We start from the raw sequence: 11349 nt of genomic DNA on the forward strand, positions 1-11349 counted from the left end.
AGGGGAGAGGTGGGAGTCGTGACGGGGAGGAAGAAGCCGCCGACGAGCCAGGACGTGGCGCGGCTGGCGGGTGTCTCGCAGTCCACCGTGAGCTACGTGCTCACGGGCTCCCGCCCCATCTCCGACGGCACCCGTGCTCGCGTCGAGGACGCCATCGACAAGCTCGGCTATCACCCCAACTCCGGAGCCCGCACCCTGCGCTCCAAGCGCAGTGGAGTGATCGGGCTGATGGTTCCCGAGGCGGAGGCCGACGACGGTGTGCTGATGGTCTTCATCGGCGAGATCGCCCGCGAGGCCCGACGGCACGGCTACGACATCCTGCTGGTCACGGCTCAGGAGGGCGCCGGAGGCATCCGCCGAGTGGTGCGCACCGGCGTGTGCGAGGCACTGATCCTCATGGAGCTGGGCCGGTTCGATGAACGAGTGGGCCCGGTGCTCGACTCGGGCCTTCCCTTCGTCACCCTCGGCAAACCGGAGGAGTTCCCGCAGGGCTCCGTCGTGGACCTCGACTTCGAGATGCTCGGACGGATGATCGTCGAGCGCGCGATCGAGGAGCGCTGCGATCGCCTGCTGCTGTTCGGGGCGCCGAGCCGTAAGCGCGAGCGCAATGACGTCTCCCGGTTCCTCGACGGGATCGAGGACGCCGCGGGCGAGGAGGAGCTCGAGGTGGTCCTCGACACGGGCCCCCTCGCCGAGGTGCCCGACCGGGCGCTGCGCCTCACCGCGCCGAACGAGCGCACCGCCCTGTTCGGGATCAACGGAGTGCGGCAGGTGCTGTTCGCGATGGCCGCGACCGGTGCACTGGTGGACGACACCCGCCTGTTCATCGCGCTGAGCGGGGAGGATCTCGTGGACGTCAGCCCGCTGCTCGCCTCGGTCCCGCAGGTCGATCCGCGCCGGGTCGAGATCAGCGAGCTCGCGGTCCGCGAGCTGGTGCGGCTGCTGCAGGTCGACGGTGCGGGACCGAGGATCACGCTGGTCGAGCCACGCTGGGTGGAGGGCTGACCTGTCGTGCGAGCCCCTCCGCTGCACGACCGGGACGACACCCCGATCGGCGCCCCGCAGGGTGACCGGAGGCACGCACCGCTCGCCTCAACCGCGCTTTGGGGACACATAAGATGTGCGTATGTCAGAAGAGCTCAGCGACTCCGATGCCCACCAGATCCTCGCCGCGGTCCTCACGGACTCCCCTGAAGCGTGCGATCTGCTCACGGTGCTGCGTCCGGAGGTCCTGACCCACACCCGCGAGGCCTATGACGCGCTCTATCGCACCGAGCAGCAGCTGCCCGCGCCGGTGCTGCACGCCCTCGCCGCAGTGACGGCCGATTGGCAGGGCAGCGCACCTCTCGCCCAATGGCATCGCTCGCACGGGGCCGACCCGCAGCTCACTGCCGCGGACCCGATCACCTCTGCTCTCCACGGTCTGGACGCCGACGCGCTGAACGCGCTGCGCGCTCACGTCGACCTGCTGTCGACCTCCCCGGCGCTCGCCACCGGCGAGGAGCAGGAACGACTCCGCGCCGCCGGCATCGAGGCCCCCGTCGCCGTGCTGATCAGCCAGCTGGTCTCCTTCGAGAGCTACCTCCAGCGGCTCGTCGCCGGCCTCGCCGCGCTGGCTGGACAGGCAGCATCCACCGCCGATGCCCCTGCGCGCGCCCCGCGCACCCGGGGTCGCGTGGCCGAGCACGGGGGCCGCACCGTCACCGGCCGGGCACGTCCCACCCGCTTCACCCGCGACATCCTGCAATGGGAGCCGTGGATCGCCGTCCCCACCGAGGAGGAGCTCACGGAGATCCAGCGCAGCTCCTTCGCCTCCAAGGCCTCGACGAACAGCGTCTACTTCCGGATGCTGTCGCTGACCCCCGGCATCACCACGGCGCGCAGCGCCCTGGACAACGCGATCTTCCTGCCACGGGACGGTGCACCCAAGGCGGAGCGCGAGCTGGCCGCCGCCGTGGCCAGCAAGGTCAACGACTGCATCTATTGCGCCTCCGTGCATGCGCGGAAGTCCGCCGGATTCTCCAAGCGCCCCGAGGACGTCGACGCCCTGCTCGCCGTCGTCCTCGAGCGCGACGGCGACTGGATCGCCGCGGACCTCTCCCCGCTCAGCGCCGGGCTGGAGGAGCGCTGGGCCGCCGTGGTGACCGTGGCCGCCGAGCTCTCCCGCCCTCGCCCCACGCTGAGCACGGAGGCCGTGCAGCGTCTGCGCGCCCTGGAGATCACCGACACCGAGATCGCCGACCTCCTCACCGCGGCCGCCTTCTTCGCCTGGGCGAACCGCCTCATGCTCAGCCTCGGTGAGCCCTCGCTGCCCGACGCCGAGCAGGCCGCCGCCTGACCCGGCGCCGCCCGACCAGCCATCCCCGCCCCGCCCGCACGACCTCGAGGAACCATGAACACACCACTACGCCGTCGCACCGTGCTCGGCGCCGCCGTCGCCAGCCTGCCCGTCCTGGCCCTCGCAGCCTGCGGCGAGGTCACCGTGGAGGGCAGCGAGAAGGACGCGTCCGCGCAGCTCTCGATCACCGATGACCAGGGGCGCGAGGTCGTCCTGGCCGGCGCCGTGCAGCGCGCCGTCGTGGTGAACAGCTACACCAACGAGTTCGTGCGCGCCATCGGCGCGGGGGACAGGGTGGTGGGAGTGGATCGGGCCTCCCTGGACCGCCTGCCCTACCTCGCCCTCGAGGACGACCAGGTGATCGCCGAGGGTCTGGACCAGCTGAACTACGAAGCGATCGCGAAGCTCGAGCCCGACGTGGTGATCCTCCCGCGCAACGCCGTCTGGCAGGAGGCCGAGGAGCAGCTGGAGCCCTTCGGCATCCCCCTGGTCGTCGCGACCGCCTGGGACACCGAGGTCACCGATGACACGATCAGCCTGCTGGGGCAGGTCTTCGGAGCCGAGGCCGCCGCGACCGAGGTGCTCGACTTCCGCGCCGAGATCTCCGACGTGCTCGAGGAACGCCTCGAGGGCGTCGACCCCGTGCCGGTCTACTTCGAGACCGTCGAGCCGTATCTGACCACCCTGCCCGGCTCCGGGTTCCACGCCATGATCGAAGCCGGAGGCGGTGCCAACATCTTCGACGACGCCTCCGGAGGCGATGCCCAGGAGGAGCTCACCGTCGATCCCAGCGAGGTCGTGCTGCGCGATCCGCAGTTCGTGATCCACGAGTTCGAGCCCTCCGCAGAACCGGTCGACCGCTTCGGGGACATCCGTGACGACCTCGCCGCACGTCCCGGCTGGTCCGGGATGACCGCCCTGGCCGCGGGCGACGTCGCGATCGCCAACGGCTGGGCCACCAGTGCGCTGGGCAAGTCGATCGGCGCGCTCTACCTGGCCAGCTGGCTGCACCCCGACGAGCTCGACGGGGTGGACCCCGACGCGTACCTCACCCGCTGGGTCACCGAGTTCCAGGACACCGACCTCTCCGCGCCCGCCGACTACGTGCAGGGGCCCCAGGCATGACCACCACCCTGCAGCGGCGCCGCGCCGAATCCGCCCCCGCGCCGGCCCCGGTCCGCCGGCACGAGCTGCGCACGTCGATCATCCTCGTAGCCGGGCTGGTCGTCTCCGTGCTCGCCCTCCTCGTCTCGGTCACCATCGGCACCGCCGGAGTGGGTCTCGGCGACGTGGTCCATTCGATCCGGGTGAGCATCATCGGCGGCACCATCAGCGCTGATTTCGCCTCCTCCTATGCCGTGATCACCCAGCTGCGCCTGCCGCGGGTGCTGCTCGCGTTCTCGGCCGGGGCCGCGCTGTCCGTCTCCGGCGTGCTCATGCAGGGCCTGCTGCGCAACCCGCTGGTCAGCCCCTTCACCCTCGGCGTCTCCCCAGCGGCCGCCTTCGGCGCCGCGCTCGTGATCACCGTCGCCGGCACCAACCAGCTGCCGGCCTGGGCGACCATCGCCGGTGCCATGGTGATGGCGCTGGCCGTCTCCGCCCTCGTGCTCGGCATCGCCACCGCCCGCCGCATGGCCGTCGCGACGCTGCTGCTGCTCGGCATCGCGATGACCCAGATCTTCGAGGCGCTCACCTCGGCGCTCCAGTTCACCGCGAACGAGAACACCCTGCAGGCGATCATCCGCTGGACCTTCGGCTCGGTGAACGACGCCGCCTGGCGCGACGTGCTCATCGTCGGGATCGTCACCGCGATCGCGCTGCCCGTGACCCTCTGGTTCTCCAAGGACCTCAACGCGATCGCCTTCGCAGGGGACGACGCCGCCCGCAGCTTCGGCGTGAACGTCGGCCCCGTGCGGGTGGGCCTGATCGCCCTGTCCGTCGCCCTCGCCGCCATCGTGGTCAGCTTCTGCGGCATCATCGGCTTCGTGGGTCTCGTCGGCCCGCACATCGCCCGCCTCGCGATCGGGGCCGATCACCGACACCTGCTGCCCTTCGCAGCGCTGTCCGGCGGTCTGCTCCTGCTGGTCGCCGACGCCGTGGGCCGCACGGTCATCGCCCCGGCCGTGGTGCCCGTCGGCATCGTGGTCGCCTTCATCGGCGGCCCCGTGTTCATCTACCTCATCCTCACGCGAAGGAACACCCTGAAGTGAGCCTCACCGTCGACCACCTGTCCTTCTCCTACGGCACGCGGAAGATCCTCGATGACCTCTCCTTCGAGGTCGCCCCCGGTGCTTTCTGCGCCCTGCTGGGCCCCAACGGGTCGGGCAAGTCCACCCTGGTCAAGGCCATCGCCGGCGTGCACCGAGCCCGTTCCGGCCGGGTGGCGGTCGAGGGGCGCGAGACCGCTGGGATGGGGCGGCGCGAGCTGGCCAAAGTGGTCGGCTACGTGCCGCAGGCCGGGGACGCTCCCTTCGACCTCAGCGTGCGCGAGGCCGTCATGCTGGGGCGCACCCCGCACTTCGGCCTCGCCCCGCGGGCGGAGGATCGCGCGAGGGTCGAGGAGTCGATCGTCCGCATGGGGCTGGAGGAGCTGGCCGAGCGCAGCATGTCCGAGCTCTCGGGCGGCCAGGCCCAGCGAGCGCTGATCGCCCGGGCACTCGCGCAGGACACCCGCGTGCTGCTGCTGGACGAGCCCACCAGCGCCCTGGACCTGCGCTACCAGATCGAGACCCTGCAGCTGGTCCGCCAGATCACCCGCGAGGAGGGCATCAGCGCGCTGATCGCCATCCACGACCTCAACCACGCCGCCCGGTACTGCGACCAGGTGATCGTGCTGCACGACGGTCGGATCACGGCGGACGGCGCTCCCGCCGAGGCCCTCAGCGCCCCGGTGCTGCGCACCGTCTACGAGGTGGACGTCGAGGTCGCCGTGGGCGAGGAGGGCGTCGAGGTGCGGCCTCGGGTGGACGCCGAGGGCTTCACGCGCACCGGCTCCCGTCTCGACGAGCTCGAGGCCGACGGCACCGTGCGCGCCGGGCGGATCGTGGGCGCGGGGCAGACCGTGCACTCAGGGCAGACCGCGCGGTCCGTGCGCACGGAGCAGCCTGCGGCGACGTCCACGGCGGCCGCTCGATGACCGACCCCGACCTGAGCATCGTCGACGCGATCATCGTCGGCGGCGGGCCCCGCGGTGTGGCCACCGTGCTGCGCACCGCCGCACGCGTCGCCGCCGACGGGGGCCCTGCGGCGCGACTGGTGGTGATCGACGCCCTCGAGGTGGGCGCCGGTGCCACCTGGCTGACCGGCCAGCCCGCCCAGTACCTCAACAACACGCAGGCCGACGCCACGACCGTGCACCCCGATGAGTCCACGCCGATGAGCGGGCCAGCAGCCCCCGGGCCGGACCTCGTGCAGTGGGCGCGGAGCGTCGCGGACCGCGGCGTGCATCACCACGCCCCGTGGGTGCTCGAGGAGGCCCGCGACCTCGTCGGCGCGAGCTTCCCCAGCCGTCGCCTGCAGGGCGTCTACTTCCGGGACCAGCTCGACGCGGCGATCAGCTCCGGCCATGTCGAGGTCGAGGAGGTCCGGGGCATCGTCGTCGACCTCGCTTCGAGCGTCGACGACCCCGGTGAGCGGTCGCTCACCGGGGTCGTGCTCGCCGATGGCCGCCGGTTCGGCGCGCCCACCGTCGTGCTCGCGCAGGGCATGGTCCAGGCGCGCCGCTCGGTCGAGGTGGACCACCTCGTCGACGTCGCCGAGCGCTTCGGCCTGCGCTATGCGGAGCCCGGGATGCCCGCCGAGCGGGAGTACACCGGCCTTCCCCATGGCGAGACCGTGCTGGTGCGCGGTCTGGGCGCGAACTTCTTCGACGTGATCGGCGAGCTCGTCGCGGAGTGGGGCGGCCGGGTCGAACCCGTCGCCGGTGATCCGGGCGGACGCCTGCACTATGCGCCCTCGGGGCGCGAGCCCCGTCTCGTGGTGGGCTCCCGCCGTGGAGTGCCCTATCGCTCCAAGCCGGACGGCGGACGGCCCGTGCGTCCCTTCACCCCGCGCTGGGCCACGGCCGACTGGTTCGAGCAGCTCGCAGCCCGCACCGACGTCGACCTCGCCGCCGAGGTGTGGCCCGCGGTCGCTCGCGAGTTCGCCCGCGTCTATCTCGAGGCTCTCACCGCCTACGCGCCCGGCACGGTGACCGGGCTGTGGATGTCGGCGCTGGACGAGGCCACCTCGCAGGAGGAGGTCGACGGGGTGCTCGAGGCCGCGATCGGCGATGCCCGCTGGACGTGGACGATCGACGAGCTGCACCGTCCCACCGCCGGCGAGCAGGTCGACGCCGAGGAATGGCGTGCCCTGGTCTCGCGCCTGATCGAGGACGAGCTCGGGTCGATGTCCGATCCTGCCCGCCATCCGCGCGCCGCGGTCAACGGCGCGATGGGCGCCCTGCGCCGGCAGATCGGACGCCTCACCCGGAAGGGCGCCTTCAGCGGCGTCTCCCTGGCGCGGGACGTCCTGGGATGGTTCGACGGCGACTCGCTCGCCCTGGCCTCCGGCCCGCCTGCGGACCGGGTGCGCCTGGTGCTGAGCCTGATCGAGGCGGGCGTGATCGAGCTGCTCGGCCCGGGCATGGTGCTCGAGGCGGACGAGCACGAGGGGCGGTTCCGTGCCGCGTCGCCGCTCACCGGGAAGGTCGCGACCGCCCGTGTGCTGCTGGAGACGCGGATGTCCAAGGGGAAGATCCCGGACACCGACGACCCCCTGCTGCGCTCCCTGCTGGACAGCGGCCGCGCCCGCATCCACTGCGTCGACGGCATCGCCACCCACAGCCTCGAGGCGACCGGTGCCGAGATCTCCGAGAGCGTGCCCGGCGGCCATCATCTCGTCGCGGCCGACGGCACGGTGGATCGCTCCGTCGTGGTGCTCGGCATCCCGGCCTCGAGCACGCAGCCCGGCAGCGCGATCGGCGCGAGCCCGACAGTGCCCTCGCCGCTGCTGGCCGGCGCCGATATCGCCGCGAAGCAGATCATGGCGGGCAGGATGGCGACGCTCGACGCGTGAGCCCCGGTCTCCGTGCGCTTCGGAACGGTCGGGGGCGCCGGCTCGATCCTGCTCGGCTCGAGCCTGCGCGTCTCAATCCTGCTCGTCGTCGTAGGAGTCCTCGCCGCTGGCGCGCAGCGCGACCCGTTCGACGCCCTCGAGCTCGATGAACTGGGGGATCAGGTCACGCATCGGGGGCCGGCCGTGGAAGCGGATGTCCATGATCACGAACCGCCGCCCCTGTTCGGTGGTGCGGCGTGAATGCTCGATCGAGCTGGTGAAGCCCATCGCCGTCGCGACCTCCAGGACGTCGCGCAGCACCCCGGCGCCGTCGGCGTAGGTGATCCGCAGCAGCCGCTTGGAGTCGGGGGAGGGGAGCCGGCGCACCAGCGGGGCGACCAGGAACAGGGTCACCAGATGCAGGCCGGTCAGCAGCACGCCGAGCGACAGCATGCCGGCGCCGCAGGCCATGCCCACCGCCGCGGCGACCCAGATGGTGGCCGCGGTGGTCAGGCCGCGCACGACGTTGCGCCCCTTGAAGATGACGCCGGCGCCGAGGAACCCGATCCCGGAGACGATCTGCGCGGCGATGCGCGAGGGGTCCAGGACGACGTCGTCCCCGAGGACCGCGGAGAATCCGAAGACGGACACCAGGGTGAAGGCGCACGAGCCCATCCCCACCAGCACATGGGTGCGGAACCCAGCGGCCTTCTGCCGCAGCTGGCGCTCCAGACCGATGAGCGAGCACAGCACGAACGCGACCAGGAGCAGCTCGAACTCCACGGCGGTGGTGTCGGTGATGAGACCGACCAGTGGCTCCATGCGGACAGGACCTCCTCACGTCCCGGCGCGGCCGGATAGTGCGCGGGAAGCGGATCCAGCACCCTCGGCTGCGCCCTCGCCAACGTAGCAGAGGCCTTTCCGCGTCCCGTCCCGCAAGGGGGACGCCGCGCCCTGAGGGATGCCACGGCGACACCGCCCGAGCCCAAACGATTCACGCTGTGACGTGGAGCATATCGTTATCGGAACGTAACGCCTACCAGTGGAGGTTTCCGGTCCGGGACGGGTTGAATCTGTCTCACGGATCAACGGTGACCCGAGCCCCGATGGCGGGGCGCACACGGAGAGGCAGGCCCCTCATGACCGCACAGGATTCACCCCGGCACCTCGGAGGCACATCACGACGTCGCTTCCTGGCGACCACCGGAGCACTCGGGTCCGTCGCAGCGCTCGCAGCGTGCGGCGGAGCCACCGGCGGCGGCAGTGGAGGGGGTGGCGAGGAACTCGTCGGCGTCGGCAACAACGGAAAGGCGGGAAGCGGTCGCTCCGGCGATGGCGCCGATCAGCTCTTCATCGCCGGGTTCCAGTGGAGCCCGCCCACCAACTTCAACACCTTCGCGGGATCGCCGGCGTGGCCGGCCTCCGGCAACGTGGCCCAGTACATCTACGAGACCCTCCTGCGCTTCCACATCGTCTCCGGCGAGCTGCTGCCCGGACTGGCGGCCTCGCACGAGGTGAACGGGAACGAGTCCATCTCCCTCACGCTCCAGGACGGCATCACCTGGCACGACGGGTCCGAGCTCACGGTCGACGATGTGCTCTACACCTTCGAGCTCGGCAAGATCGACCCCGGACTGGGCATCGCATCCTTCTGGACCGAGGTCGACGAGATGACCGCCGAGGGCAACACCCTCAACGTCGCGATCAATGCGGAGCGCAAGAACGTCGGCGCCGTGCTCGCGACCCTCGCCCAGCAGTACATCGTGCCCAAGGCCGTGTTCGAGAAGGCCGCCGAGGAGACCGGCAACAAGGTCGCGAGCTGGGAGACCGACGAGGCCATGGGCACCGGTCCCTTCACGCTGGAGCTCGCGGATCAGACGCAGATCATCCTCGCCCGTCATGACGACTACTGGGGCAAGGACTTCTACGGCGGCCTGCCGGCGATGTCGAAGATCATCCACCCGATCTTCAAGTCCAACGAGGACGGGAACATCAAGTTCCAGAACGGCGAGCTCGACGTCATGCAGCAGTTCGTCCCCCAGATCTCGAAGATGTGGGAAGCGGGCAAACCGGTGGGCACCTACCTGCGGGAGGAGCCCTACTTCGTGCCCAGTTCGATGCCGATGTTCCTGATGAATACCACCAAGCCGGGTCTGGACGATCCCGCGGTGCGCAAGGCGCTGGCCTACGCCGTGGACTATGCGTCCATCGCCGAGACCGCCATGTCGGGCTACTCCTCCCAGGTGCTCGCCTCGCTGGTGATCCCGGACGGCGCCGAGGACCAGTGGCTGGATCGTGACAAGGCCGAGGCCGACGGCTGGGCCTTCGACGCCGACAAGGCCGCCGAGCTCCTGGAGGAGGCCGGCTACGAGAAGGGGTCCGACGGCTTCTACGCCAAGGACGGCGAGAAGCTCGGCCCGTGGAAGCTGATCACCCCGCAGGGGTGGACCGACTGGAACGCCGCCCTCGAGATCGTGGCGAAGAACTTCCAGGACATCGGTGTCGACGCCACCACGAACTTCCCGCAGGAGGCCCAGACGACGTCCGCCATCCAGAACGGCGACTTCGACATGGCCTGCTGGTACGTCGCCGGGACCAACCCCGCGGCGCCGTGGCAGCGCTTCAGCGATGTGATGAGCAACGTCGACATGGCCCCGCTCGGCGAGACGGCGTACCGCAACTTCTCCCGCTGGGAGAACGGCGAGATCAACGATCTGCTGGAGACCGCCGCCGCGGCACCGGATGACGAGAGCAAGAAGGAGGCGATCGCGGCGCTGGATGATCTGTACCGGTCCGAGGTGCCCGCCTTCCCGTTGATGTACCGGCCCGACGAGTTCTTCGAGTTCAACGCATCGAACTGGTCCAACTGGCCCACCGAGGACAACGACTATGCGCCGCCGATGTTCCGCGGCGCCGGCAACGAGTGGATCTTCCAGCTCAAGAAGATCGGCGACTGAGGCACCTTCGTGAAACTCGGCCGCTACATCGCTCAGAAGACGGTGTGGTACCTGGTCGCGCTGGTGGCAGCAGTGAGCCTGAACTTCCTGCTGCCCCGGCTCGTCCCGGGCAACCCCGTCGACGTCATCGTCTCGAATCTCTCCCGCGGAGGGAGCGTCACCAGCGAGCAGCAGAAGCAGGTGTACGAGAGCTATGTCCAGGAATTCGGCCTGGACCAGTCCCTGGGGCAGCAGTTCCTCACCTACCTCGGCAAGGTCTTCACCGGAGACCTCGGCACGTCCTTCGCGTACTACCCGGCCGCGGTCAACGATCTCGTCGGCCAGGCGCTTCCCTGGTCGATCGCCGTACAGCTGCCGGCGATCCTCATCGGATGGATCCTCGGCAACGTCATCGGGGCCATCGCCGCGTTCCGCGGCGGCAACTGGGACCGCTCGGTCTTCACCACCTCGCTGTTCCTCTCCGCAATGCCCTACTACTGCCTGTCGATCCTGCTGCTGTACGTGCTGGCCGTGGTCGCCGGGGTCTTCCCGGTGGGCGGGGCGTACTCGCTGGGCCTGTCCCCGGAGTTCAGCGTCGCCTTCCTCTGGGATGCGCTGAGCTACTACTGGCTGCCCTTCCTGTCCCTGGTGGTCGTCTTCATCGGAGGGCAGGCCGTGGGCATGCGCTCCATGGCCATCTACGAGCTCGGCGGCGACTACGTCAGCTACGCGCGAGCGATGGGCATCCGGGACAACAAGATCACCCAGTACATCTTCCGCAATGCGATGCTCCCCCAGATCACCGGGCTCGCGCTGGCCATCGGCACGCTGGTCGGGGGCGCACTGATCACCGAACTCGTCTTCAGCTATCCGGGGGTGGGGACGCTGCTGTTCAACGCCATCGCCGCGAACGACTATCCCGTCATCCAGGCCGTCACCCTGATCATCACCGTGGCCGTCCTGCTGGCGAACTTCGCGGTGGAGATCGCCTACGGCATCATCGACCCGCGCATCCGCGCGGCCAAGTCCGGGGAGAAGTGA

Annotated in this window: 9 protein-coding genes; 8 read left to right on the forward strand and 1 reads right to left on the reverse strand. The window is 70.3% G+C overall.

The genetic code is table 11. The features are described from left to right. Positions 1-18 precede the first annotated feature (18 nt). From CIK81_RS10745 to CIK81_RS10770, 6 genes are all read left to right on the forward strand, one after another. Positions 19-1005 (forward strand): LacI family DNA-binding transcriptional regulator, encoded by a 987-nt coding sequence (locus CIK81_RS10745; protein ID WP_158541992.1) that lies wholly within the window; start codon positions 19-21, stop codon positions 1003-1005. A 121-nt stretch (positions 1006-1126) separates the two neighbouring features. Further along, on the forward strand, positions 1127-2338 hold the full coding sequence (locus CIK81_RS10750; RefSeq protein WP_096166025.1) for a peroxidase-related enzyme: 1212 nt from the start codon (positions 1127-1129) through the stop codon (positions 2336-2338). A gap of 54 nt (positions 2339-2392) precedes the next feature. Then, positions 2393-3463: an ABC transporter substrate-binding protein gene (locus CIK81_RS10755; protein WP_096197617.1), complete on the forward strand. Its 1071-nt coding sequence runs from the start codon at positions 2393-2395 to the stop codon at positions 3461-3463. Next, on the forward strand, positions 3460-4548 hold the full coding sequence (locus CIK81_RS10760) for an iron ABC transporter permease (protein WP_114355688.1): 1089 nt from the start codon (positions 3460-3462) through the stop codon (positions 4546-4548). Before CIK81_RS10755 ends, CIK81_RS10760 begins: the two co-directional genes overlap by 4 nt. Next, on the forward strand, positions 4545-5474 hold the full coding sequence (locus CIK81_RS10765) for an ABC transporter ATP-binding protein (RefSeq protein ID WP_096166028.1): 930 nt from the start codon (positions 4545-4547) through the stop codon (positions 5472-5474). The genes CIK81_RS10760 and CIK81_RS10765 overlap by 4 nt, the downstream gene beginning before the upstream one ends. Continuing rightward, positions 5471-7393, forward strand: a complete 1923-nt coding sequence (locus CIK81_RS10770; RefSeq protein WP_114311907.1) for an FAD/NAD(P)-binding domain-containing protein — start codon at positions 5471-5473, stop codon at positions 7391-7393. Before CIK81_RS10765 ends, CIK81_RS10770 begins: the two co-directional genes overlap by 4 nt. A gap of 72 nt (positions 7394-7465) precedes the next feature. Here the strand turns inward: CIK81_RS10770 and CIK81_RS10775 are convergent, their stop codons facing one another. Continuing rightward, entirely contained in the window at positions 7466-8194 is a 729-nt protein-coding gene (locus tag CIK81_RS10775) for an MgtC/SapB family protein (RefSeq protein ID WP_096166030.1), read from the reverse strand. 317 nt (positions 8195-8511) lie between these two features. Here CIK81_RS10775 and CIK81_RS10780 point away from each other — a divergent pair, with 317 nt between their 5' ends. Together CIK81_RS10780 and CIK81_RS10785 are read left to right on the forward strand one after the other, a co-directional pair. Further along, on the forward strand, positions 8512-10329 hold the full coding sequence (locus CIK81_RS10780; protein WP_096197620.1) for an ABC transporter substrate-binding protein: 1818 nt from the start codon (positions 8512-8514) through the stop codon (positions 10327-10329). Between the two features lie 9 nt (positions 10330-10338). Further along, positions 10339-11349, forward strand: a complete 1011-nt coding sequence (locus tag CIK81_RS10785) for an ABC transporter permease (RefSeq protein WP_096197621.1) — start codon at positions 10339-10341, stop codon at positions 11347-11349.

Source organism: Brachybacterium sp. JB7, assembly GCF_003335205.1.
Taxonomy (GTDB): domain Bacteria; phylum Actinomycetota; class Actinomycetes; order Actinomycetales; family Dermabacteraceae; genus Brachybacterium; species Brachybacterium alimentarium.

Bases quoted from the DNA above. Each gene is read 5' to 3' on its own strand.
- CIK81_RS10750 (WP_096166025.1), top strand. From the start codon at position 1,127: ATGTCAGAAGAGCTCAGCGACTCCGATGCCCACCAGATCCTCGCCGCG.
- CIK81_RS10755 (WP_096197617.1), top strand. From the start codon at position 2,393: ATGAACACACCACTACGCCGTCGCACCGTGCTCGGCGCCGCCGTCGCC.
- CIK81_RS10760 (WP_114355688.1), top strand. From the start codon at position 3,460: ATGACCACCACCCTGCAGCGGCGCCGCGCCGAATCCGCCCCCGCGCCG.
- CIK81_RS10770 (WP_114311907.1), top strand. From the start codon at position 5,471: ATGACCGACCCCGACCTGAGCATCGTCGACGCGATCATCGTCGGCGGC.
- CIK81_RS10775 (WP_096166030.1), bottom strand. From the start codon at position 8,194: ATGGAGCCACTGGTCGGTCTCATCACCGACACCACCGCCGTGGAGTTC.
- CIK81_RS10780 (WP_096197620.1), top strand. From the start codon at position 8,512: ATGACCGCACAGGATTCACCCCGGCACCTCGGAGGCACATCACGACGT.